Genomic DNA, 25389 nt, shown 5'->3' with positions numbered 1-25389 from the left:
CAAAGAAAGCGATGACCTTGTTCAGGTCATCGCCGAACCGTCACCTCACTCTTGTTTAAAGCGACGCTCCAGTTCTTTCAATTTTGCTTCAAAATCATCTTCATCTTCCTGTGTGTCTTGCTTTTCTTCAACAGGTTGTTCTTTCTTGTCTTCCTCAGTGAACGGATGAGACTGAGACGTATTTTGACCAAAGATTTGGTCGAGTGCTCCTTTTAACAAGTCTAGGTTTTCGCGCATCGCAAACTCATAGCGTTTATTTTGCATCTCATCGAGTTTGAGTTTCATCTCGAGCGCACGACGCTCTAATGTATCTAACTCGCGCTCTCCTTCGTCAATCAATCCTTCAAAGTAACGGTACTGTTCCCCGTAATGTTTGGATTCGAGTGCCGCACGTTCTGCCAACTTTTCTTCCCCGGCTTGTTTCGCCAGTTCTGTTTGCTCATATCGTTTATCTGCCATCTTCTTGGCATCATCACGTTTTCCAGCAAGTTCTGCAAGCAATGTACGTTGACGTTCCACGAGTCGTTCAACCGACAACGCTTCCTTCTCCGCTCCGCGGATATGACGGTTCAATTCCGCTTCTCCACTTGAACGTGGCATCTCTTTATCCTGATACTTCTTCACTTCTTTCGAAATTTCTTTCGTCAATTCATTCGCTAATTCACGAAACTGATCAAACGGTGTCTTCATGGTGAATCCTCCTTATGAAATCTCAACGACGATTAACAAATTTTTGCCACACTTGATCGAACTGTTGGAAGCTGCTACGGCTAGCACGCGTTCCGTCTGCATTTAAAATCTCGACATCCGGGTCGCGTTTTTCACCTGTATACATCATATACCCTTTAAACAACAACCACGCGACAATGATTCCGACGAGTGCCCAAATGTTTGAGAGCATCGTCCCAATCCCAATGACGGCAAGGATCCCGAAACCAACTTTAGCACCGATGTGTGTCACAGCCTGAAAACGGACTCCAGCCCAAAGCGTCAAGAGCGCTCCTAATCCGAATAAGATCATATTCGGTAAAGAACCGATCAACACGAGCACTAGAGCGATCGCGGCTACGATGAACAACACCTTTTTCACTTGGTGATTCATCTGTCATCCCTCCTTGTTAAGTACACTCTTATCATAATACGTTATTTGACATAGGTCGACGAGCGGAAGGCTTGTTTCACCTCGGTCTTTAGACTGAGATGGTACCGTTTCCAATAACTGTGGTACACTAATGCTATCGAACAACGAAAGGATGATGTTTTATGAGCAACATGATGCATGCACGTAACCAAATGTCAGCAAATCGGAGGGCTGTCGTCCTCCATCACTAAAAGGAGGATTCTTTTTGAATCAACAAACTGAAACGGGACGTGTCACGGCACAGTTCCAACATCTTTATACGGTATCAATCGGAGAAAACGCCTATATGTGCGGGGTTTCCGGAAAATTTCGACATGCCGCGACAAGCGAACGGGATTACCCGGTCATCGGCGATTATGTCACGATTCAAGTTCGCGAGCATGGTCAAGGTACGATTCACCATCTCCTTGAGCGTCGGACCGTTCTTTCACGAGCGGCCGCCGGCAACGAGACACGTGAACAACTGATCTGCGCGAACGTCGACTACGTCTTGATTACGATGGCGTGTGGACACGACTTCAACATTCGTCGCCTAGAACGCTATACGCTAGCCGCTTGGGACACCGGGGCAATCCCAATCATCGTCTTGACAAAGACCGATCAAGTCGACTCCGTCGACACATTGCTCGAAGACATTCAAGTGAACGCACCCGGAATTCAAGTATTCCCCGTCAGTGCTGTGACGGGAGAAGGTGTGGCTGAACTTCGTCACGCATTGCCGAGTGAGAGCACGATCGCCTTCGTCGGTTCGTCCGGCGTCGGAAAATCTACGCTGACGAACGCCCTCGCCCACGAGACACTTGCCGTCACGCAAGCCGTCCGGGCGCAGGACGAGCGCGGAAAACATACGACGACACACCGCGAACTGTTCCGGATCGATGACTTATACGTCATCGACACACCAGGGATGCGAGAATTCGGACTATGGGAAGGAAGCGAGCATCTCGATGAGACGTTTCGTGATATCGAAGCACTTGCCGAGACATGCCGCTTCCGCGACTGCTCACATCAGAAAGAACCGGGCTGTGCCGTCCAAGAGGCACTCACGAGCGGTACGCTAGATGCGAAACGCTATGCGAGCTACGTCAAACTTGAGCGAGAGCTTCTCTATATGGAGAAGAAGCAGGCGGAACACGCTCGTGTATTAGAAAAGAAAAAACGTCGACCTTAGAACCGTTGCACTGTGAGTCAAACGACTCACAGTTTTTTATTTGAAATTTGACAGGTTCCCATCACAGGCGTAAAATTGCCGTATACTTAAAAAGTTTACCTAGGGAAAAAAATTAACCATTACGCAAAAGAAAGAAGGATTCGGCATGCTGACCGAAGTGGATTCGGCTCTCACTCACAAATCAATGTCTCAAAAAATAAAGACGCTCCTTCCTTTTTTAGGTCCAGCGTTCGTCGCTTCGGTCGCTTATATCGATCCCGGAAATTATGCAACGAACATTGCCGCTGGATCTCAATTCGGTTACTTGCTTTTATGGGTCATCTTAGTCGCTAACTTGATGGCCGGATTGATTCAAACATTGTCTGCTAAAATTGGAATCGCGACCGGAAAAAACTTGCCTGAGATTTGTCGTGACCGTTTTTCTAAGAAGACTGCTATCTTTTTATGGATTCAAGCCGAACTCATGATCATGGCGACAGATTTAGCAGAGTTTGTAGGGGCGGCACTCGGAATTTATCTCGTGTTTGATGTAACACTCATTCAAGCGGCACTTCTGGCCGCCGTCGGTTCTTTTGCTATTTTGGAAGTACAACGTCGGGGATATCGTCCACTTGAAACGATTGTGACGGGGATGCTACTCGTCGTCGCGCTCGCTTTTGCCATTCAAACGTTCAGTGCTCAACCAGAAGTAAAACCACTCTTATCCGGTCTTCTCATCCCTCGGTTCGATGGGACGGAGAGTATATTATTGGCTGCTGGAATATTAGGCGCTACCGTTATGCCTCATGCCATCTATTTACACTCTGCGTTGACACAACGACGCATCACGGGTAAAGATGCCGTCGCACGTAAACGTATCATGAAATTTGAACGAATCGATGTAACGATTGCCATGGTGCTCGCTGGTGCAATCAATGCGAGTATGCTAATAATCGCAGCCGCTGTCTTCTATAAGAATGGATTCGTCGTGAGCGACTTAGAGATTGCACACCAGCAATTTGACTCCTTTTTAGGTTCACCGATCGCCATGCTGTTTGGAATTGGACTAATGGTTGCCGGATTGTCGAGCGCATCCGTCGGGACTTTGGCTGGAGACGTCGTCATGCAAGGCTATATTCAAAAACATATCCCGATTTATGTACGTCGTGTGATTACGATGGCTCCGCCACTCTTACTCATCCTTTCCGGTGTGAACTTGACGAATGCTCTCGTGTGGAGCCAAGTCATCCTGTCATTCGGTATCGCATTCGCCCTCGTTCCTCTGCTTCTCTTCACGAGCAACAAATCCTTGATGGGCGAACTCGTGAATCATCGGATGACGACATGGATCGGTTGGGGAATTACGACAATCGTCATCGCATTAAATCTTTTCTTAATCATCCAAACCTTTATTTTCTGATTTATAAAACAAGCGCAGACCACATCGGCCTGCGCTTGCTTTTTTATATGGTTCCCTGCAAAATCCCTTCTGCCCATTCGACTTCCTCGGATGTCGGGGGCTTCGTGCCTTTAAGCGGATAATCGAGTCCGAGCGCCTCCCATTTGTAGACGCCCATCTCATGATAAGGCAAAATCTCGACTTTCTCGACATGGTCTAGCTTTTGAATGAACGCGGCGGTGCGACGAAGCGCACCTTCTTCGAGCGTCCATCCAGGTACAAGGACGTGGCGAATCCACATTTTCGTTCCGCGCTCGGAAAGGTGTTCGGCAAGCGCGAGCGTGTTGGCATTGCTACGTCCCGTCAACTTCTTACACATGTCGTCGTCGATATGCTTGATATCGAGCAAGACAAGGTCGGTGTGATCTAAAATCGCATCCAAATTAGGAGGTCGGAGCGCACCGGACGTATCAAGTGTCGTATGAAGCCCATGCTTTTTCGCTTCACGCAGCAGCGCCTCTAAAAATTCAGGTTGCGCGAGTGGGTCACCACCAGAAATGGTGATGCCGCCTTTCGATGCTTCCATGAACGGACGGTAACTGAGCGCCTCTTGAATGACGTCTTCAGCCGAGCGGTGGTTATTCTTTTTGAAATCCCACGTGTCCGCATTATGGCAGTATAAACAACGCAAGGCACAACCTTGTAAAAAGACGATGAAGCGAATCCCTGGGCCGTCAACTGTTCCGAATGATTCGACCGAATGTACATATCCCATTGTCATCGAAATGACCTCCTAACGAATGAGCGGCCCTCCGTGGAAGGCCGCTAAGCCTTTACTTACAACGAACCGTGGAACGTACGGTTGATGACGTCGATCTGTTGCTCACGTGTCAACTTGATGAAGTTGACCGCATATCCTGACACGCGGATTGTGAGTTGTGGATATTCTTCTGGATGTTCCATTGCGTCGAGAAGCGTCTCGCGGTTGAAGACGTTAACGTTCAAGTGATGTCCTTTGTGCTCTCCGCTCATGTACCCATCGAGAAGCGCCGCCAAGTTGAGTTCGCGCGCGATTTCTTCTTTTCCGAGTGCTTTCGGTACGATTGAGAACGTGTAAGAGATTCCGTCTTGTGCGTGTTCAAATGGAAGTTTCGCAACAGATGAGAGCGATGCAGCCGCACCTTTTGTATCCCGTCCATGCATTGGGTTGGCACCTGGAGCGAATGGTTCACCCGCACGACGACCGTCTGGCGTATTTCCTGTTTTCTTACCGTAGACGACGTTCGATGTGATCGTGAGGACCGATTGCGTATGAAGTGCGTCACGATATGTTTTATGTTTCCGTACTTTCTCCATGAATGATTCGACGAGTTCGACGGCGATTGCATCGACACGGTCATCATTGTTTCCGAATTTCGGGAAGTCCCCTTCTGTTTCGAAGTCGACGATGATTCCTTCTTCATTACGGATCGGTTTGACGTTTGCGTATTTGATTGCTGAAAGACTATCCGCCGTTACCGAGAGACCCGCGATCCCACAAGCCATCGTCCGTAAGATTTCAGGATCGTGAAGCGCCATTTCGATTCGTTCATACGCATATTTATCGTGCATGAAGTGAATGACGTTGAGCGTATTCACGTATAGCTCTGCCAACCAGTCGAGCGTCCGGTCAAAGTCGGCATATACTTTTTCGTACGTAAGCACGTCTTCTGTGTTCATTTCCCAAACTGGAGCGATTTGAGCACCGCTCTTCTCGTCACGACCGCCGTTCATGCTATAAAGGAGAGCCTTCGCCATGTTGGCACGCGCACCGAAGAACTGCATTTGTTTCCCGATCTTCATCGGTGACACACAACATGCGATGCCGTAGTCATCACCGAATTGTGGCATCATCAAGTCATCGTTCTCATATTGAATAGCCGAAGTTTCAATCGACATTTTCGCACAGTATTGTTTGAATCCTTCTGGAAGTTTCGTCGACCAAAGGACCGTCAAGTTTGGTTCTGGAGCTGGTCCGAGGTTCGTGAGTGAATGCAAGAACCGGAATGAACTCTTCGTGACGTTCGAGCGACCGTCTTGACTCATCCCACCGATTGATTCTGTCACCCAAGTCGGGTCACCTGAGAATAATTCATTGTAGTCCGGTGTCCGTAAGAATTTGACGATTCGAAGTTTCATGATGAAGTGGTCAACGATTTCTTGGACGTCTGATTCTGTTAAGCGACCCATTTCAAGGTCACGTTCAGCGTACACGTCAAGGAAGGTCGAGACGCGACCGAGTGACATCGCGGCACCGTTTTGTTCTTTGATGGCAGCAAGATACGCCAAGTATACCCATTGATATGCTTCTTGCGTATTTTCCGCAGGACGACCGAGGTCAAATCCATAAGCGGCCCCGAGTTGTTTAAGTTCTTGGAGGGCACGAAGTTGTTCCGATAGTTCTTCGCGGTCACGGATGTCCGATTCAGATAAGAAACCGCCACGTTTTGCCAAGTCTTTTTTGCGTTCTGCCATCAAGAAGTCGATTCCATAAAGGGCGACACGACGGTAGTCACCGATGATGCGTCCGCGTCCGTATGCATCGGGAAGCCCTGTGATGATTCCTGATTTACGAGCGGCCCGCATTTCTGGTGTATAGGCATCGAAGACACCTTGGTTATGTGTTTTACGAATCTCTGAGTAAATTTTTGTGATTTCTTCGTCTGGCTCGAAACCATATGATTCGAGTGCCGCATCGACCATACGGATGCCGCCATTCGGGTGAATCGAACGTTTGAACGGCTCATCCGTCTGAACGCCAACGACTTTCTCTAACTCTTTGTTTAAGTAACCTGGTCCATGCGACACAATTGTCGATGGTGTGTGTTGATCGACGTCCCAGACGCCTCCACGTTCACGCTCTTCTTTTGTTAGTTCCATCACACGATTCCAAAGAACGTTTGTCGCTTCAGTCGGACCTGCTAAAAACGTATCGTCTCCTGTGTACTCATGACGGTTCAAACGGATAAATTCACTGACATTCACTTCATTCGTCCACTGACCAGGGATAAAACCTGACCATGCGGATTTGATTTCGGTTGCCATGTTGATTCACTCCTCATTCTCGAAAGTAACTGCGTGTTATCTATAATGTGAGTGTACGTGAAAACGTGAACAATATGTTTTACATTATTGTGAAACTTGTAACAATCTTATGAACGTGATGAAATAGCCGTTTTTGAAAGCGTTTTACAAACTGTTATATCCGCTAGTTTATATAGTTTGAAACAGATGATTCCCAATTAGATAACGTTTACCTATCATCTGTACTAATTTGATTGTTCTGTGACGAACTATACAGTTTTTAAGGTGATTAATCTCACATCACTCGGTTAGAACTTGAATTTTTGTGTCGTATCAGACACAATGAAGGCAGAACATTGTATAAGAGGAAGGGGTTCTACTCATGACGTATGAACCATTAACAGCAAATCATGCCTTTCAGGTTGGCGATCGCATCTCATTAAAGGTCGATGAGGCTGGCGAAAAGCGTGACGGATTTATCACAGAATTTGAAGACGGAGGGTTTTGGATCCGCTTCGATGATGACATCGAGAACGAAGATTTTATCGATTATCGCGACCAGCTACTCGCCGCACTTTTGTCGCGTCCAATCCATGTCATTACGACACATCCGGAACTGAAACCGTTCGAGAACATGACGGCCGAGTTACAGTATCGCGTTTATCAAGGATTCACGATTGAGAAAGTTGAATTGACAGCAGAAGGTGCAGACGCCCACATCCAACTCATCGAAGACGGTCAGACGTATACACAGACGTTACGTTCTTCCATGGAAGATGGTCAGGAGCATGTTCGCTATATTTGACGAGGGAGCGCTGTCGCTTCCTTTGTTTTTGCCTAAAGATAAGGAGACCGAATATGAATTTTACAAAACCTTTTATTAACGAAACGTGGGAACGGATGGGCTTCAATGAGCCGATGCCGGTCCAAAAAGAAGCGTTTCCTCTACTATTAGATGGAAAAGACGTGACAATCGAGGCACCAACCGGAACGGGTAAGACACTCGCCTACCTCCTTCCAGCCATTGAAAAGATTGATCCGTCGAACGACCGCATCCAAGTCGTTGTCGTCGCACCGACCCGTGAACTTGTCATGCAGATTCAACAAGTCGCACAACGTTTCACCGAAAAAGGCGACGTCCGCATCGGTTCGTTCATCGGTGGTGTCGAATTGAAACGTCAAATCGACCGAATCAAGAAGAAGCCACATTTGATCGTTGGGACACCAGGTCGTCTCGTCGAGTTGATCGACAAGAAAAAACTGAAGCTCCACGAGACACATACCATCATTTTAGATGAGGCCGACCAAATCATCGATAGCGGTTTGACAGAGGCCGCAGAACGAATCATCAAGCATACCGCGCACGAGCGTCAGCTTGCACTCGTCTCGGCAACACTCACCGACTCACTCCAAGAGTGGGCGTCACCATTCATGAACGAACCGGTTCATATCAAAATCGAACGTGCCGTCAGCGATCAAGTGACGTACGGCTATCTGTTGACGACGCGCCGGTATAAACCGGAACTTCTTCGTCGTCTTTCACACGTCGACGGTGTGAAGGCACTCGCCTTCATCAACAACCGCTCGTTTTTGCCACCGCTTCGCGGAGAACTTGAAAAGTTGAAAGTAAACTACCGGATGCTCGACAGCTTGAAAGGGAAGCGCGAACGCGTCGAGACGCTCCGCGAATTCCGTAAAGGCGAATACCCGCTCCTTATCACGACTGGTCTTGCTGCACGCGGTCTCGATATTGAAGATGTGACACACGTCGTCCATTTCGACTTACCGGAGTCCATTGATGACTTCATCCACCGTTCTGGCCGTACCGCTCGTGGTAACGCGGGAGGGACTGTCCTTTCACTCGTGACGACGGATGACCTGCCGCACTTGAAATCGTTCGCGCGTCAACTCGGTGTCGAGTTGAAAGAGCTCGAAATCTATCGCGGTGACGTGATTGAGAAACGGATTGAGGAGAAGCCTCCTGTCGTCAAACGTCCTGCGAACAAGCGAGGACCGCGCCGATGAAAAAAGACCGGAAAGTAATTCCCTTCCCTTTGCTCGTCGAAGAGTCCGAATTGCTTGCCGAACTGAAAAAGTTGTATGAGCAAGCGGCTCTTGCGCGAAGCACACAGTGGACGAACTATATTCAAGAGATTGCATCGGAAGGGACATGGCACTTAAAAGATGCCGAACTCTTCCGTGACCTCTTCATCGATTGGGCCGTCTTCTTTGAGACAGATGAGGATGGGATGACACCCCATGGTCGCTACTTGGCCGACCATAAGAGCGACATGTCCCCTGCCCTCTATCACGCACTCCGTGGACTAGCTGTCCCGCGTTGTAGCATCTTTGAAGTCACAGAAGACGGTCAGTTGAAAGACTGGGAGTCAAAAGAGACATACGTTGTTCAGTTACCAGAAGAACGTGAGACCGGCGACCTCATTCTCGGGAAGCTACTCGATATCCGAGGCAGTTGGCGTTTCGGTTCGGCGTTTCTCGCCTTACCTGCGAAGATGTCTGGGAATGTCGCCGATCTGTATATCGACTTTACAGATGAAGTCGGTCCCGGTGCCTTTTTGGAGCAGTTCCCAGAGTTCTGCGCGGAACTGATTGACTTGTTGCTTGATTTAGAAGAAGGCGTCATCATACCGAAACCATCAAAATAAGCAAAGGGCCGCGGCCCTTTGCTTATTTTTGTCTGACATCTACGTCAATCTGTTTGAGCATGTCACGCGCTTCTTCGTTTTCAGGCGTGATCGCCGCACTCGAGATTTGTTTCCCATCCTCGTATACATCGATGACGACCCCGTCTTTCGCTTGGCGCGTTTGGTAAAGGCGACCATTTTCATAGAATGCGTGATCCACTGAATCAAGAACTTCCCGGGTCGTTTGTTTCCCGGTGTTCAAGTCGATGACAAGTTCCTCGCCGTCCTCATTTAAGGCGAACAGGTTGTGGCCCGACACTGTATAATCCCAAAAGCCTTGCCCTTCTGCCAGTTGAACAACTTTACCCGTTTTTGTATCGTAAGCGAAGAGTCCTGGATCCGGATCCTCAACATTGATTTCCTCTTCCCCTTCTCGGATCACTTCGTACGAGCTGACACCGACAGGGATGTATCGTGTTTCTGCCATCTGTGAAAATAAATCAGTAACGTAAAATCGATTCGTATTGATGACATGGGTGATAAATCCTTTATCCATGCTCAATTCTTTGACGGTCACCTCATTCATCGCTTCATTAAACGTAGCGAGCATTGTTTTTTCTTCACCGTCATATCCATCTCGATAGACTAAGTTTAACTGGCCATCATTCAGAAATGCGCCTGCCCACACCCCGTTCACGATGTCGTATATTTTTGAATCACTGGCATCGAATGAAAACGTTGATAATTTTTCACCATCTTCTTGTTTAAACACGATGAGCTCTTTCATGCCATCCTGACCGACCCCGATATATCCGTCTTCTGTCCGAATCGATTGGGCATACGTCCATCCATTCATGATTCGATGGATGGAACGCGCATCTCCATTCAAACGTTGCCGATATCGCAGTCCCTCAGCTATATAGTTCAAGTTTGACGTGATGCGACTTTCATTAGCGGTCACTTCAAACCACTGTTCAACATCATCCTCTCTGCTATAACCAATCTCTACCACTGCGTCTTCCCACACTGATGGATTCGAACTGACGTCTAGCGCCCATTCTGCTTTCGGTTCCGTCGCATCAACGGCAAACGTCCCAAGCCCAATCACGATGACCGCACCGAGCGCGGTCATATTCCACATTCGTTTCATCTTCTCACCTCACACATTCAGTTTCGTCTGTAAAAAGCGTCTGCCGAGCCACATCGTCACACTCGTCCATACCATCAATACCACACCAACGTACACGATCGTCTCATCATAAATTAGTCGATTCGACAGGAACGCGTAACCTAAAACTGGAATAGTAAAGATGACAACTAGAATTGACAAGCTAAGTACCGGTGACCACATCGTCCGTTGCCAGAAACTTCGTTCAATCAACACGAATGTGAAGATGAAGAGCACAGCAATCGTGATTATCAATTGATGAATGACAAAGTTGATGAGCGAAGAAGGATACATAACCATTAACATCCCATGGTAGGAAATAGCTTGCTCGAATGAGCCTCCCATCGGTATCATCTTTCCATCAAACCAACTCGTGAACGCTATGTACTGTAATTTGAGGGCAATCCATTCGATGGCAAATAACCCTAACGTCATCATTAAAATGGTAGCGAGTTTAGCGAAGAACAAGGTCATCCGCTTTTGTGGCATCGTGAGCAGTCGCATCATGAACGTCCCTCGTCCTTGAAAATCGCGATACCAGATCCATACGCTGTACAGCAACATCGCTGCAACGGCAATTCCGAGTGATAAAAGATACGGAGTGCCATTTAAGTAATTTAAAAATGATAGTTGATAGTCCGCATTTCCTTCACGTCGCAACTGTTCATAAAAGTTTGTTTCGTCCCATAAAAAGTAACCGAGATATCCAAACTGTATAACGATAAGACCTGCGACTAATGTCAAGAACGGTTTCGTGACACGTTCAACTTCCCAACTCAATAGTTTCAATAGATTCATGCCCCGTACTCCTCTCTCATCACATCGACGATCGACTTCCCGTGAATGAAACGGACATCCTCGACGTCAAACTCACGAACGATGCGTCCGTTATTCAACATGACTGCCTTGTCGATCAAGTACTCGATATCCTCTATTTCATGTGTCGTAATGAGGACGCCCCGGCTCTCCATGATTTCACTTGAGAACAGTTCAACAATCTGTTCTTTCGAAAAGACATCGATTCCTGAGAACGGCTCATCGAGCAATAGATAATCAGGGTCTTGGGCAATGCCGAGCGCAAGATTCGCTTTGGCGAGCGTCCCTTTCGATAACTCGCTCAACTTATCTTCCGGGAATAATTTAAAATCTTCGACGAGACGAGCAAATAATGCCGAATCAAATGTCGGATAGAAATCTTTCATAAACGCTTCACATTGCTCAATCGTGAAATGAATTGGGAACATCGCATGGTCGGCGACAAAGGCGACACGATTCAAATCAATTGGTTTTCCATCAATCAATACCGAACCTTTATCAAAAGGTGTCAATCCCATGATGCCCTTCAATAACGTTGATTTCCCCGTCCCGTTCAGCCCGATCAGGCACGTGATTTCCCCTTTTTTCGCTGTGAACGAAACGTCTTCAATAACTTGTTTCCGGCGATAGCGCTTTTTAACTCCCAACACTTCGATCATCGTACGTCCCCTCCTTGTACTGACGTTTAATCTTATCGACCAGCTCGTCTACCGAGACGTCGAGTTCTTGAATCGCTTCCACAAATACCGCGACCGCGTCATCTACAATCTCAGAGCGGATTTGTGCCAATACCGTACCATCTGTCGTTACACGACTCGGTCGATTTCGTTCGGTCGTAATCAATTGTTGGTCCTCCATTTCTTTGAACGCTTTTTGAACGGTGTTCGGATTAATTTTTAAATCGTTCGCTAGTTCTCGCCGGGATGGCATTTCATCCCCGGCTTTCAGTTTACCGAGTGCCATCTTCTTCTTGAAGTAGTCGACGACTTGTAGGTAAACTGGTGTCCTCGTATTGAATTGCATGTTCATCACCTTTCTAAGTGTATGACATGGTTAATACACTTTCTAACTGTATTATTAGCGTAATACACTAAGACGTCAATCATTTTTTCAAATTTTCTCCAAACAAAAAACATCTGACACGTGCGTCAGATGTTAAAACGTTCAGTCAGAGCACGCTATCTGCCCCTCTTTTCGGGTCGACGTCCCGAAGATACAAATTTTCTCCTGGCCAGTACCGGCGCTTGTATTTCTCAAGCCGTGTTGTCGGATCACCGAGGTATGTATCCCGGTTCAAAACTCGCTCGTACCGAACTTTTCGGGGACAGTCGAGATAAATCACATAGTCGAAATAAGAACGCCATTCAGGACGTTGTAGAAAAATCCCTTCTACGACAACCGTATGCGCGAACGATACGTCCACGATCTCTTCTGCGATGACATCTCGCTCATACACGTAACGAGGTAACGTCAATTCCGTCATCCCATTCCTCAATGGACGAAACAGTTCACGTTCTAAGCGCGAGACGTCCCATTGAAGTGCGTAATACTCCACCGGTTCAGGCTTTCCGGTCTGATAGCGTCTGTCCCGTTCAACGATATAGTCATCGATGTGAAGAACGTAAACACTCGGCTCATTGCTTAAATGTGAGACGAGCGTTGTCTTGCCCGCTCCGCTCAGTCCATCAATCGCCACGACAAACGGGCGATTCTCTGAGTGCATCGAACGCGCCGCACGGATGACGTCTACTATGTTCATATCGTTCCTCCTCACACAAAAGAAGTCAGCTCACGAATGAGCTGACTTCAGTTTACCAGAGTACCCAACCACGCGCTCCTGGAGGCGCACTCTCAATCAAGTGCCAGATTGGAACGGTGTATGCAAATGCGATCAAGACGAACGTCACGGTAATCCATAGCTTCCAATTCTCGAAGTAACGCGGTGTATCCATCGCCGCCTCTTCTGTCTCGGCGAGCGGGAATTCTTCTTCGCCTTTTGGAGCGAGGAATGACAAGTTGAACATCGAGTAGACGAAGATGAGAACAGAGATGAACAAAATCGTTCCCCCGATTGCCATCATGACATGATATGGGATCCACTCACGCGTCAATGCATCTGAGAAATAAGTTGCTGGACCCGTACGACGTGGGTTCCCGTTCAATCCTGAGATATGCATTGCATAGGACATGATCGCCATACCGAACGCCCATGTTCCTGCTTGAATCAATCCAAGCTTGTTCATCGCCTTCGTCAACGTGCGACCGCGTAGGACTGGGACGAGCCAGTACGCTGTTCCGAAGAAGGTTAAGGCGACGGCAGTACCTACTGTGATGTGGAAGTGTCCTGTGACCCAAAGCGTATTGTGGACCATTGCATTCAATTGGTGCGAAGCGTTGATGATTCCACCTGCGCCAGCCGGGATGAAGAACAACATCCCAATGAAAGGAGCAAGGAAGCGAACGTCGCCATACGGCATTTTCTTCACCCAACCGAACAGTCCTTTCGCGCCGAGCGCACGTCCACGAAGTTCGAACGTTGCAAAGAGCGAGAATGCTGTCATAAATGATGGGATGACGACTAAGAACGTCAAGATGACTTGAACGAACTTCCAGAACGGTTCAATCCCTGGCTCTGTCAACTGATGGTGGAAACCGACCGGGAATGAGAAGAGTAAGAACAGCAAGAACGTCATCCGTGCCAACGCATCCGAGAAGATTTTCCCACCAATCACTTTCGGTACGACCGTATACCACACGATGTATGCCGGCATGAGCCAGAAATAAACGAGCGGGTGACCGAAGTACCAGAACAATGTACGAGATAACTCGATTCCGACTGTATCCGTCCATCCTAACGAGAGCGGAAGGAGCTGGAATAAAATCGTGGCTGCGACACCAAGTGTCGCAATGTCCCAAAGAAGCATCGTCATGATACTCATATAAGCCGGAAGTGGTGGATGAACACCAGGATTGTCACGCTTGTAATCCGCATACATTCGGAACATCGCAAATGACGACAACCATGTCCCGACTACGAATAACACGAGTCCGACATAGAAGAGCGGATCTGCCATGAGCGGCGCATAAAACGTATATAAGACCGTCCCTTTATTGGCCAAAATCATGACAGTTACCATGACAGCACCGATGATGATCGTCCAAAAACCGAGCCACGCGACACGCGTCGGGAATGCTTCAAAGCGACCGAACGATTTCGCGAGTAACGCATATAAAAGACCGATAATGAACATCGTCGTAAAGACGAGTCCAAGCATGATTCCGTGTGCAGTCAGAAGTTGATAGTATCCAAAGATTTCAGGAATGACACCCGTCCGAATCAATGTCTGAGTCAATCCAGCTAGCGCCCCAATCAAGATGGCGAGAATGGATACGAGAACGTGTCCGTAGGCAAGACGTGACTCTTTGGCTCCGATACTCGGAACCGGTACGCCGCGTTCCATCTCCCATTGCTTCAGTTTAGAAGATACGTCATTCATTTATTCCACCACCTTGATTTTAGTCGACATCATATGATGCCCTGTACCGCAATATTCGTTACATAAGATTAAAAATTCGCCAGCTTCCTCGAATGTGTATGTCAACGAGTTGATATGTCCCGGGACGATCATCATGTTGACCGGTGTACCTGTCAACTGAAATCCGTGGACGACGTCAGGTGATGTCACGAGGAACGTCACTTTTGCCCCTTTTGGGATTTCAACATTCCCTGGTGTGAACGTAAACGCTTGTGCAATCATGACGAGCTCGTATTCATTTTCACCAATTTTATGAAGTCCTGGTTTGTCGAACGGAGCCGTCTGATTTACTTTTGCCGGGTCAATCAAGTCTGCATCCGATGCGGGTTGATTACCTGCCGCGAATGCGGATACCCCGAGAACAGTCAGGAAGACCGCGAGTAGAATGATGCCGAATGTAAGCCAATATTTTTCTAGTTTATGAATATGCATAATGAAACCCTCCCCCCTGAATTCTTATCGAGTGACGAATAAGTAAAAGACTGATGACCACATGGCGATGATGACACCCGCCACGATCATGACCGATGTGAACGTTCCTTTTAAATTCGGTTCTTGCCCATCTTTATGTTCCACGTGTAAGACCCCTTTCGCTTGTTTTTCCACTTTTATTGTATGCAATCGCTTAGGCGATAATATGTGATATTTATCACTCAAAAAGTGACAATCACATCAATTTTGCGTAGTTTCAACACATAAAGTTCACATTTGTACAAAACCAATCCACAAAAAAAACCGCCTCCACATGGGGCGGTTTATAAACGACATATTCCTGCCGGGCAGCCTTCGCAATGGCACAGCTCTTTTAAAAAGTCGACATCGCGAATGATGATTGATTTCGTAGTTGTGCTGATGACCCCTTCTTTTCGCCACTGACTGATCAACCGATTCACCGTCTCACGCGGTGCACCAATCAGTTGTCCGAGTTCTCCGTCAGACGGATGACGAGGAATCACGATTGCATCTTCTTCCTCCACTCCATGCATCGCGGCCATTCGAAGAAACGTCGAAGCCAATGCCCCAGGTTTTCCGTACAACAATAAGTCACGCACTTTCATCTCGGAGTGCTTACGCATCATCGATGTCCAGCGCAAGATTTCTCCGGCAAAACGGATATCGCGCTGCATGAGCGACTCTAGCTCTCGTTTTGAAATCGTCCCGATGGTACTCTCTTCGGTCGTTTCGATGCTATACGAACTAGGGAATGTCTCCACGATGTCAAACTCACCAAAGAAATCATCCGATCCATACATGAACATGACGAGTGGATTTCCCTTTTTCGTGATTTTCGTGAATTTGACAGAACCACTCTTCAAGTAAAAGAACTTATCACACTTTTCACCTTCCCAACACACGATACTCGCTTTTGGGTGATGTTGAAGCGTCATCATTTCGAGTAACAGCTGTTTCGTTTCGTCTGAGAATACAAAACTGTTCGGTTGGGTCGTTCCACATTGCATTGACATAGGTCGGTGCTCCCTCCACGTTTCATTCGTCCGTTCCATTTATGACTTTATTATACAGGAGTGTGACAGGGAGTATCATAAAAGTATGTGACATTTCAAACAATCTTTTGAAAATAAAAAGATTCGGGTGTGACCCCGAATCTCTTGATCGATTCATCGTTGAATCAGTCGAATCAATTGTTCAGCCGGTTTGAAGTTCGGATACCGGACCGGTAAATCAAATTTCGTCGTATTCTTTAAAATAGACTTCGCATGACTGAACGTCTCAAAACTCGTTCGCCCATGATAAGCTCCCATTCCGCTCTCGCCCACTCCACCGAACGGTAGATTCGGGTTCGTCAAATGCATGATGACATCGTTCACGCACCCGCCACCAAAGGAAAGGTGCTTCATGACGGTTCTCTCCACGTCCTTCGACTCAGTAAAGAGATAGAGCGCCAATGGGTGTGGTCGGTCCGAGATGAACTCGATCACTTCGTCCAATTGACGATATGGAATGACTGGTAAAATCGGACCGAAAATCTCATCTTTCATCACATCAGCATCTTCATGAAGATTCGTCATGACGGTCGGCGCAATTTTAAGCTCATCTCGGTTCGTCTCTCCACCGAACACAAGGTCTCCTTCTGTCAAATAGTGAGACAAACGGTCGAAGTGCGATTCATTGACGATGCGCGTGTATCGTTTCGTGCCGACACCATTCCCAAACATCGCAAACGCCTCTTGTTTAATCGCTTCTAAAAATGCGTCTTGTTGCGATTCGTGGACGAGTACATAGTCTGGTGCGACACATGTTTGACCGGCGTTCATCCATTTCCCCCAGGCGACACGTTTTGCCGCAATGGAGACGTTCGCATCTCCGTGAACGATGACTGGTGATTTCCCACCTAGTTCGAGCGTGACTGGTGTCAGATGCTTCGCTGCCGCCTGATTGACGATTCGACCGACTTGCGTCGATCCCGTGAAGAAGATATAGTCCCATTTTTGTGCCAACAGTTCTTGCGCTGTGTCTTTATCCCCTTCGACACTTGCCACATATCGATCGGTGAAGGCACGCTCGAGCACCTGTGTCAGGACACGCGCCACATTCGGCGTCAATTCTGAAGGTTTGACAACGGCTGTATTCCCGGCCGCAATCGCACCGATAAGCGGCGCAACAGCCAATTGGAATGGATAGTTCCACGGAGCGATGATCAACACCGTACCGTACGGCTCATATTGAATCTCACTCTTCATTCCAAGATGGATGGCCGTTCCACGGACACGCTTCGGACGCATCCACCGCTTCAATTCACGCGTCGTTCGTGAAATCTCGTCGTAAATAAATCCGATTTCCGTCGTGTATGCATCCAGTTCGGACTTGTTCAAATCTTCGCGAAGCGCCTCTAGCAAATCCGCTTCATAATGCTTGATGGACTCCTTTAAAAACGTCAGCATGCTCAAACGAAATGCCATCGATTTTGTCGCCTGTGTTTTAAAGAAGCGGCGCTGTTTTTGGACTAACTCGTCAATCGTCAACTGTTCAATCGGTGCCAGCATGAACTTTCCTCCTTATGATTCATCACATTGATTTCATTGTATCATCGCGTGGAAAGCGAATCTAAAAAAACGCTTTCATCGATTCACTACATACAAAGCGTTTAAATGTTTAAACGTTTAATCATAGAGTAATCGATTGCTTCCTTCGTGTCAAAACATCCGTACTCTTTTTCGCGCACTGATGAGAAAGAGCAGACTTGCGCTCCCTAAAATCAAGCCGGTCAGTGTGAACTGCTGGACGATCGAGAGTGGAAGAACACTTAAGAATGATGACCCCGCTACCGTTCCGAGAGAGAAAAAGGCATAGAACGCCCCGTATGCTTTCCCTCGATTTTGTGGAGAGGTCGATTGAATCAACAACGTATTGATGGCCGGGAATAAAATCGCAAACCCGATACCATATAAGGCAAGTACCCCATATAGGCTTGTTTCTACACCAGATTGTCCAATTAACACCTGGCTCGTCCCGATCATGGCCACCCCAAGTGCGGTCAACTTTGTTGGCGAGAATCGATCGAACAATCGATTCGTCGGTAATAAAAAGAACAGGACGGCGACCACGCCGAACATACTAAGTAGCGTCCCGCTCAACCTTGAATCGTATCCAAGTTCCTGTACGTGGAGCGGTAGTAAAAAGGCGAGTGCCCCTTGAGAAAACATGAGGAAGAAAGCACCCCAATAGGCCCGAATGACTTTCGGATCCGGCTTTTCCTGTGTCCTCTCTTTTTCTCTTATTGTTTCGACCGTTTGACTTCCTCGCATCGTCACAATCGTCACGACGAGAATCACCCAACCAAATAAAGAGACGAATAAAAAGACAGTCGGTGGCGATGTGATGCTAGCGATGATCCCGCTGAACGCTGGACCGATGATGGCAGCTAACCCGACGAAACTACCGGTAATGGCGACTTTCTTACCTTGACGGTTCATCGCGGTGACGTTCGCCGACAGCGTAAATGCAGCTGGGACGATGAGCCCGGCCATAAAGCCGTGAACACACCGTACAAACAGCAACGTGGATGCTGAGTCGACGAATTGATAAGCCAGTAAACTGAAGCTCGTCAGAAACAAGCCGAGAACCAAAACCCGATACGGACCACTCCTGTCAGTCCATATACCGGATAACATATTTCCAAACGTGTTCGTCAACGAATAGATCGCAATGGACAAGCCAGCGATAAACGAAGATGCGCCAACGGATACCGCAAACGTGCTCATGATCGGAAGTTGGGCGAACAAATCAAAAAAGGCAAAAAATACGATGGCATATAATATAAAACGTGGTGGAGTTTTCATCGGACAATTCCTCTTTCCCGTGATCTTATTCTTAGTCTAGCTGGAGCTCCAACCGTTTCATAGGGATGAATGGGTTTAGACACAAAAAATCCCTACAGCCAGAGGCTATAGGGAAAATCGCTTAGTTTGTCACTTCGACGGCTGTGTCGAGAGCGACACGAATCATTTCATCGAACGTCGATTGACGCTCTTCTGAAGTCGTCTCTTCACCCGTCAACAAGTGGTCAGAGATCGTGAGGATCGTCAACGCGTTCACTTTGTGTTTCGCTGCAAGCGTGTAAAGACCTGCTGCTTCCATCTCGATCGCGAGGCAACCGAAATCCGCCCATTTCTTGAAGTGATGGAAATCATCTTGATAGAATTGGTCGGCCGTGAAAATTTGTCCGACTTTGACCGGGATACCCGCCTTCTCTGCGTTCATATACGCACGATGTAGGAGGTCGAACGTCGCTGTTGGCGCATAGTCCATTCCGTTGAAACGGACACGGTTTTGTCCCATTTCACTTGATGCGCTCATCGCGATAACAACGTCACGTACCTTAACATCTTCTTGAATTCCGCCCGCTGTTCCGACACGGATCAAGTTTTTAGCACCGTACGACATGATGAGTTCATTCACGTAAATCGACATCGATGGGACACCCATCCCTGTACCTTGCACTGAGATGCGTTTTCCTTTGTATGTTCCCGTGAAGCCGTACATGCCACGAACTTCGTTATATAATTCGACGTCTTCTAAAAACGTTTCCGCGATATACTTGGCGCGAAGCGGATCCCCTGGAAGTAATACCGTTTCTGCAATTTGTCCTTCTTGAGCTCCAATGTGTACACTCATGTTTGAATTCCTCCTTTAAGCTTGTCGTTGAACTTGTTCCCGAAATTCGTTCGGAGTAACACCGACTTGTTTTTTAAAGACCTTTCGGAAATATTTGTCGTCCGAAAAGCCGACTGCTTGGGCGACTTCATAGATACGCTGTCTACTCGTTTCTAACAGGCGCTTTGCTTCGTTCATCCGAATCGTCAACACGTACTCAGATAGATTCACGCCATATTGTTGTTTAAATCGTCGTGAGATATACTCCCGACTTAAGTAAAACCGTTCACTCATTCCTTGCAAACTCAGTTCTTCCGCAAAGTGTTGTTCAATATACGTCCCGATTTGGGCAATCGGATCTTCACTCGACTCCTTCACCACGTCCGCTAACGCGCGTGACAACGTATCGTTTAATACATCGGGGTCGATCGGCTTCAACAGATAATCAAAGCTTCCGTATTGGATGGCCCGACGCATGTACGAATACTCATCGTAACCTGTCAACACAACGAGCTTAGAGAATGAAGCGTGGTCGTGTACCCACTCCATCAGCTCGATTCCATCACAATGTGGCATTTGAATATCCGATAGAATTAAAGCCGGTCGTTCCTGCTCGATGAGCGCCTTTGCCTCAAGCCCGTTCTTCGCCTCGAGTACAGCCTTCACACCGAACCGTTCCCATTCGCCGAGTAATTTTACCGCTTCCCTTACCGGAGATTCATCATCTACAATCAACACTTTCGTCATGATGCCACCCCTTCATCCGTTGCCGGGAAACGCATCATGATTCGAAAACCGCCTGTTTCAGGTGTAGCCAACATAAATTCTGCCTCCCGATTATAGTTTAACATGAGTCGATCACGAATGTTTCGTAATCCTGTGCCCTCTGTGTCATAAAATGTCGAGTCCCCTTGTTCAATCCGTGACATGACCCGTTCCCACTCTTCCGTCGTCAAAGAACGTCCACTATTCTCACAGCGAATCACGAGTGTCGCCCCTTCCATCCAGACCATCACGTCAAATCGATTCGCCAACGCCGAGCCGTCTCGCTCGAACCCATGTTTGAAAAAGTTCTCTGCGAGCGGCTGTAAAATCATCTTAGGAACAATCAGTTCATGAAGGTCCTGAGGGACTGAAACGTTCACTTGAAACTGATTTGGAAAACGTACGTCTTGCAGGCGAATGTATGAGTTCAAATGCTCGATTTCTCTCTTTAGCGTGACCATCGACTCTTCTGGATGCATCGTATATCGCATCATCGAAGAGAGTTGTGTGATCAATCGATAGACGGTTTTGCCATCTCCCTTTAAAGCGAGTGTACCGATCGACTGTAACGCATTGAATAAGAAATGCGGATTGGTCTGCGCCTGTAAGGCACGTAGTTCATTCGTTCGGTTCTCTAAGGCAAGCTTATACTCCCGTTGAATCAGATCATCGATTCGCTCAATCATCCGCTTGAACTGTCTCCCGAGTACGCCGAACTCATCATTTCCAAGGGAATCGAACGAGACCGTCATATCGCCTTGCTCAATTCGCCAAATGTTCGAGGTCAACGTCTTGATTGGAGTCGTCAGTTTCATCGAGGCGTACGTGGCGCCGATCAACGCCAGAATGAGGGAGATGATTCCGACTAACAAAATAATGAACGATGTTCGTGAAGCCGGCTCAGTCAAGAGCTGATCTGGAATCGACTTCCCGACATAGAACTGCTGATGGTCGAACTCAAACGTTTTCGTGATTTGATGATGTTTTCCATCGGTCGAGAGCGACCTCGGTTGAAACGAAGAAGGAATCTCGCCATCTCCAAGATGGGCGAACACACGATTGTCCTCACCAACGAACCATAGACTTTCCTCCGGACTATTTTGAAGAGAAGCCAACTGTCCGATGAACAAATCTTCCGGGATATCGAGCGACAGAATCGCGAGCGGTTCGTTCGTTTCAATTTTGTCGAGTCTGAAATGGAGGGTGACGACATCTTCTTGCGTCATGATTGGTCCGAAATCATGATACGGGATGAGCGGATGTGACGCTTCAAGCAGGACACGACTTTTCGGATTATTCAACAACTGTCGTTGGACAGCGCTCGGCTCTTTTTTGGAACGTGGCGATACTTTCATTTTATACGCTGCGAATGAATCCATGTCTTCAAGCATCAACAGCTGAATTTGCGCTACGTCTTCCCGGGACAAATACATCGCGAGGAGCGCTCGTCGCACTTCAATCTCCGTTTCTCTCAACGACAGGCCCGGTCCGTATTCCAATATGTCCAATACGTCACGATCCGCGTATAGGCTCGTCGGCAAGCGACTCAAGTCAGAGATATAGCGTTCCATCTGACGTGTTCCCCGTTCAAGCGACCATTCCGTCATTTCTAGACCGCGTTCACGTTCTCGATCCTCCACATACCAAAATGAAATGATTGTCGCGATAATGACCGGCACGATGATGGTCAATGCAATCATTCCCGTTAACTTTGTCCGAATGCTATTCACCGCTATCCCCCCTACCTCATGAGTATATCACGCACTATGCAAACGTTTGCAAAAATCCTAAAAAAGAATCCTCGTTTCTTTCGAAACAAGGATTACGCGACGATTAATACGATTCCATTAAATCAATGAGTTGTGGACCGTGTCCCATTTCTCGCGCCACATCAATCGGTGTCATCCCCTCTTCGTTCTCAATGGTCACGTCTGCACCGTGATCAAGTAAGAGACGGACCGTCTCAGGATCGATGTCGTCATTATAGAACAAGTTATGGAGTGGTGTTTCCCCATATTCGTCTTGAATGTTCACGTCCGTCACGTTTGCCAATTCCGCTTCAATTTCTTCATAACTCGCATTCATGAATGTCAATTCTTGAATCGGCTCCCCTAATTCCATTTCCCAATCCTCTTCGAAATCCTCGCTCATGGCCGATGCGACAAAATCAGATAAATCATCGTTCATGACGAGTAAGGCGATGATGGCTCCGTTTCCGATGACAGTCAATAGAATCATCGAAATGATAGATGCTTTCACATATCCCGCTGTTGTGAACTACTCACCACTTATTTGCTTCACAAATTGAAGTGGGAGCTTCTTGGGAAGACCGTGCTCTTACCAGCCACGATTGTTTACCAAGCTCGTCGGGCAGTCCCTGCCCTGAATGGTTGTTAGTCGGCCAACATCAATAGGTTGAGGCTTGCGTTGATGTCACGGTCATGATGCGCGCCACAGGCACACGTCCATTCACGGACATCCATCGTCTTCTTCTCGCCTTTTGCTCCGCAAGTGGAACAGATTTGGGTCGATGCGAACCAGGGGTCTGCCTTGATGAGCGTCCGTCCGTAGAAGGTACATTTGTATTCCAACTGTCGGACGAACTCGTACCAACTGACATCCCCGATGGATTTCGCTACCTTGTGGTTCTTCATCATGTCCTTCGATGTCAATGTCTCCACGACGATGACTTGGTTCTCGTCAACGATCCGTCTCGACAGCTTATGAAGGAAGTCCTGGCGTTGGTTGGCGATCTTTTCGTGTTTCTTTGCCAGAAGTAATTTGGCTTTTTCACGATTCTTGCTTCCGATCTTCTTGCGTGACAAAGCTCGCTGTGCCTTCTTGACCTTCGCTTCGGACTTCCGGAGGAGTCGGGGGTTGTCAATCTTCTCCGAGACCATCGCGTCGTTCGTCATGACGGCGAAGTGCTCCAGGCCAAGATCAATCCCGACCTTGTTCTTGGCTGGGATCCATGGTTCATCCTCCTGTTCGACGAGGAGGGAGATGAAGAACTTGCCCGTCCTCGTCATCGAAACCGTCGCCGACCGGATGACGCCCTCGAACGGACGATGTTGGGTGAACCGCACGAACCCGACCTTCGGCAGCCGGACCTTGCCCGCCTCGATGCGGATCGTGCCGTGCTGGTTGTTCGTCGTGTAGGAGGCGCGCGACCGCCGTCTCGATTTGAAGGCCGGGAAGCCGGCCGTCCCAGCGAAGAACTTCGCGAACGCGGTGTCGAGGTTCAACTTCGCGTTCGCGAGCGCGAGGCTGTCCGCCTCGGCGAGGAACGGGAACAGGGGCTTGTAGGATGCGGGTGTCGCCGGTTTCCGTCTCGTCCCGTTCCCCGTTTTCGCCTCCTTGCGGATGGCGATGCGGTCCTCGAGCAGCTTGTTGTAGATGAACCGGGCGCAGCCGATCGTCTTGATGAGAAACTCGGCCTGTGCCGGCGTCGGGTGGAGCCTATATTTGTAGCCTTTCAGCATGTCCGTCCCTCCTCCCTTTCGAAGATCGTGATGTGTCCTCCTCATCCGATACCCGCGGAGGGAGAGGAAGAATCTGACGGAATCACGAACCTTTGTTCGTCACATCTGTCACAGGGGGAGAAGAGTTTTGGACCGGGCGATTCATCTCCCACCTACGCTGGGCCACACCCCGAGACGCTTAGAGGAGGGAGAATTCTCGCCTGATTTAGTTAAAGACCGGTACGTTTTCTTCGCCCGCATGTGTCGCAATCGCTGCGATGCGTTTCGGTAACGTCGGATGCGTCGACAACAGTTCACTATATTTCGCGATGAATCCGTTCTCTCGGCTCGCTTCATACAGATAGTCAAACTCATTCACTTCTTTCGCGAGCGGTCCCCCGATCGCAAGTACGGTCAACGCTTGTTTCGCCGCTCCAAAATCTTGAAGATAATGCGCCGCCATCCGGTCGCACGTATATTCACAAGCACGCGAATAAGCGGATCCTAAAAACGGGATGATGCTACCAAGTAAGACAACCCATTGTTTTTGAACGTGGTTGCGACGAATATGTGCCAATTCGTGTGCGATGACAAACTCGACTTCTTTCGTCTGTCCAGTACGTGTCAATTCCACGACATCAGAATATAAGATGACCATATTCTTTTGGAAGAATCGCGTGGCGAAAGCATTTAACACGCCACCGGCCTGTAAGATATACACATCAGGCAACAACCGAATCCCCATCTCAGCCCCGACGCGTTGAACCAGCTCATGAAGATCTGTGAACTGACGAGGCGTCACCTTGACACCGTTCGTCCGAATGTACCCAATCTGAATCCAGTGCGTAAACATTGAGAGTGCTACAATCGTCCCGATGATCCACAAGAAAAGACCGAACAGTACGATTCCTAAAATCAAGACGAGTACGCTTGCTGCGACTAATAATGAGAAGTATAAATTTTCTCGTTTATGCACCAAGTTTGAATGATTCATCTAATTTCTCCTTCTTTTTCCAAAATACATGTTTAATTGTACCGTTCTTTCTCGAAGGAACAATGAAAAATATAGAAACTGACGGATTCGTCAGTTTCTAGCGGATGGTGGCTCCGTGCTTTCGTTCGTCGGTTCT

26 protein-coding genes are annotated in these 25389 nt (G+C 48.0%); 5 read left to right on the top strand and 21 right to left on the bottom strand.

The features are described from left to right. Positions 1-45: 45 nt before the first annotated feature. Together KNO71_RS14695 and KNO71_RS14690 are read right to left on the bottom strand one after the other, a co-directional pair. Positions 46-690: a PspA/IM30 family protein gene (locus tag KNO71_RS14695; RefSeq protein ID WP_214689179.1), complete on the bottom strand. Its 645-nt coding sequence runs from the start codon at positions 688-690 to the stop codon at positions 46-48. A gap of 22 nt (positions 691-712) precedes the next feature. Beyond that, positions 713-1102 carry a lmo0954 family membrane protein gene (locus KNO71_RS14690; RefSeq protein ID WP_047795880.1) on the bottom strand — a complete coding sequence of 130 codons (390 nt, stop codon included), beginning with the start codon at positions 1100-1102 and terminating at the stop codon, positions 713-715. Between the two features lie 244 nt (positions 1103-1346). On the opposite strand from KNO71_RS14690, the gene rsgA reads away from it, so the two are divergent. After that, the gene (gene rsgA / locus KNO71_RS14685) at positions 1347-2312 is read left to right on the top strand and encodes a ribosome small subunit-dependent GTPase A (protein ID WP_214689177.1); all 966 of its coding nucleotides are present in this window, start codon (positions 1347-1349) and stop codon (positions 2310-2312) included. Positions 2313-2457: 145 nt separating this feature from the next. After that, positions 2458-3711: an Nramp family divalent metal transporter gene (locus tag KNO71_RS14680; RefSeq protein WP_214689176.1), complete on the top strand. Its 1254-nt coding sequence runs from the start codon at positions 2458-2460 to the stop codon at positions 3709-3711. Positions 3712-3754: 43 nt separating this feature from the next. Here the strand turns inward: KNO71_RS14680 and pflA are convergent, their stop codons facing one another. Together pflA and pflB are read right to left on the bottom strand one after the other, a co-directional pair. Beyond that, positions 3755-4471, bottom strand: a complete 717-nt coding sequence (gene pflA, locus KNO71_RS14675; RefSeq protein WP_078146346.1) for a pyruvate formate-lyase-activating protein — start codon at positions 4469-4471, stop codon at positions 3755-3757. A 56-nt stretch (positions 4472-4527) separates the two neighbouring features. Further along, on the bottom strand, positions 4528-6774 hold the full coding sequence (gene pflB / locus KNO71_RS14670) for a formate C-acetyltransferase (protein ID WP_078146345.1): 2247 nt from the start codon (positions 6772-6774) through the stop codon (positions 4528-4530). Between the two features lie 361 nt (positions 6775-7135). Here pflB and KNO71_RS14665 point away from each other — a divergent pair, with 361 nt between their 5' ends. The 3 genes from KNO71_RS14665 to KNO71_RS14655 are packed head-to-tail and all read left to right on the top strand — an operon-like array spanning position 7136 to position 9419. Beyond that, the gene (locus tag KNO71_RS14665; RefSeq protein ID WP_015880830.1) at positions 7136-7558 is read left to right on the top strand and encodes a hypothetical protein; all 423 of its coding nucleotides are present in this window, start codon (positions 7136-7138) and stop codon (positions 7556-7558) included. A 53-nt stretch (positions 7559-7611) separates the two neighbouring features. Then, a complete protein-coding gene (locus tag KNO71_RS14660; protein WP_214689174.1) occupies positions 7612-8778 on the top strand; it encodes a DEAD/DEAH box helicase in 1167 nt (388 codons plus the stop codon). After that, the gene (locus KNO71_RS14655) at positions 8775-9419 is read left to right on the top strand and encodes a hypothetical protein (protein WP_078146343.1); all 645 of its coding nucleotides are present in this window, start codon (positions 8775-8777) and stop codon (positions 9417-9419) included. Before KNO71_RS14660 ends, KNO71_RS14655 begins: the two co-directional genes overlap by 4 nt. Positions 9420-9441: 22 nt before the next feature. On the opposite strand, the gene KNO71_RS14650 is transcribed toward KNO71_RS14655, so the two are convergent. From KNO71_RS14650 to KNO71_RS14570, 17 genes are all read right to left on the bottom strand, one after another. Then, positions 9442-10548: a hypothetical protein gene (locus tag KNO71_RS14650; RefSeq protein ID WP_078146342.1), complete on the bottom strand. Its 1107-nt coding sequence runs from the start codon at positions 10546-10548 to the stop codon at positions 9442-9444. Between the two features lie 9 nt (positions 10549-10557). Next, entirely contained in the window at positions 10558-11364 is an 807-nt protein-coding gene (locus KNO71_RS14645) for a hypothetical protein (protein ID WP_214689172.1), read from the bottom strand. Then, positions 11361-12041, bottom strand: coding sequence for an ATP-binding cassette domain-containing protein (locus KNO71_RS14640; protein ID WP_214689170.1), 681 nt, complete (start codon positions 12039-12041; stop codon positions 11361-11363). Before KNO71_RS14640 ends, KNO71_RS14645 begins: the two co-directional genes overlap by 4 nt. Continuing rightward, positions 12019-12411, bottom strand: a complete 393-nt coding sequence (locus tag KNO71_RS14635; RefSeq protein ID WP_074037745.1) for a GntR family transcriptional regulator — start codon at positions 12409-12411, stop codon at positions 12019-12021. The genes KNO71_RS14640 and KNO71_RS14635 overlap by 23 nt, the downstream gene beginning before the upstream one ends. A gap of 139 nt (positions 12412-12550) precedes the next feature. Next, positions 12551-13141 carry a kinase gene (locus tag KNO71_RS14630; RefSeq protein ID WP_214689168.1) on the bottom strand — a complete coding sequence of 197 codons (591 nt, stop codon included), beginning with the start codon at positions 13139-13141 and terminating at the stop codon, positions 12551-12553. Between the two features lie 52 nt (positions 13142-13193). Beyond that, positions 13194-14879, bottom strand: coding sequence for a b(o/a)3-type cytochrome-c oxidase subunit 1 (locus KNO71_RS14625; RefSeq protein WP_251031996.1), 1686 nt, complete (start codon positions 14877-14879; stop codon positions 13194-13196). Further along, positions 14880-15350 (bottom strand): cytochrome c oxidase subunit II, encoded by a 471-nt coding sequence (locus tag KNO71_RS14620; protein WP_214689167.1) that lies wholly within the window; start codon positions 15348-15350, stop codon positions 14880-14882. Between the two features lie 24 nt (positions 15351-15374). Continuing rightward, positions 15375-15494 (bottom strand): cytochrome c oxidase subunit 2A, encoded by a 120-nt coding sequence (locus KNO71_RS14615; protein ID WP_224863290.1) that lies wholly within the window; start codon positions 15492-15494, stop codon positions 15375-15377. Positions 15495-15673: 179 nt separating this feature from the next. Further along, positions 15674-16384, bottom strand: a complete 711-nt coding sequence (locus tag KNO71_RS14610) for a Crp/Fnr family transcriptional regulator (protein ID WP_214689166.1) — start codon at positions 16382-16384, stop codon at positions 15674-15676. Between the two features lie 153 nt (positions 16385-16537). Next, positions 16538-17923 (bottom strand): aldehyde dehydrogenase, encoded by a 1386-nt coding sequence (locus KNO71_RS14605; protein WP_015880819.1) that lies wholly within the window; start codon positions 17921-17923, stop codon positions 16538-16540. A gap of 150 nt (positions 17924-18073) precedes the next feature. Then, the gene (locus KNO71_RS14600) at positions 18074-19219 is read right to left on the bottom strand and encodes an MFS transporter (RefSeq protein ID WP_214689162.1); all 1146 of its coding nucleotides are present in this window, start codon (positions 19217-19219) and stop codon (positions 18074-18076) included. 121 nt (positions 19220-19340) lie between these two features. Next, positions 19341-20054 (bottom strand): purine-nucleoside phosphorylase, encoded by a 714-nt coding sequence (gene deoD / locus KNO71_RS14595; protein WP_015880817.1) that lies wholly within the window; start codon positions 20052-20054, stop codon positions 19341-19343. A 15-nt stretch (positions 20055-20069) separates the two neighbouring features. Beyond that, the gene (locus KNO71_RS14590; RefSeq protein WP_015880816.1) at positions 20070-20780 is read right to left on the bottom strand and encodes a response regulator transcription factor; all 711 of its coding nucleotides are present in this window, start codon (positions 20778-20780) and stop codon (positions 20070-20072) included. After that, positions 20777-22528, bottom strand: a complete 1752-nt coding sequence (locus KNO71_RS14585; RefSeq protein ID WP_214689160.1) for a sensor histidine kinase — start codon at positions 22526-22528, stop codon at positions 20777-20779. The genes KNO71_RS14590 and KNO71_RS14585 overlap by 4 nt, the downstream gene beginning before the upstream one ends. Positions 22529-22631: 103 nt before the next feature. Beyond that, positions 22632-23057: an ankyrin repeat domain-containing protein gene (locus KNO71_RS17875; protein ID WP_214689158.1), complete on the bottom strand. Its 426-nt coding sequence runs from the start codon at positions 23055-23057 to the stop codon at positions 22632-22634. A gap of 134 nt (positions 23058-23191) precedes the next feature. After that, a complete protein-coding gene (gene tnpB, locus KNO71_RS14575) occupies positions 23192-24280 on the bottom strand; it encodes an IS200/IS605 family element RNA-guided endonuclease TnpB (protein ID WP_214689156.1) in 1089 nt (362 codons plus the stop codon). A 205-nt stretch (positions 24281-24485) separates the two neighbouring features. After that, the gene (locus KNO71_RS14570; protein ID WP_214689154.1) at positions 24486-25253 is read right to left on the bottom strand and encodes a M48 family metallopeptidase; all 768 of its coding nucleotides are present in this window, start codon (positions 25251-25253) and stop codon (positions 24486-24488) included. Positions 25254-25389: the final 136 nt, after the last annotated feature.

Source organism: Exiguobacterium sp. s163 (genome assembly GCF_018617135.1).
In the GTDB taxonomy this organism is placed as follows: Bacteria; Bacillota; Bacilli; order Exiguobacteriales; family Exiguobacteriaceae; genus Exiguobacterium; species Exiguobacterium profundum.
The sequence above is the reverse complement of the archived record's forward strand: the minus strand, read 5'-3'. Positions and strand labels throughout refer to the sequence as shown.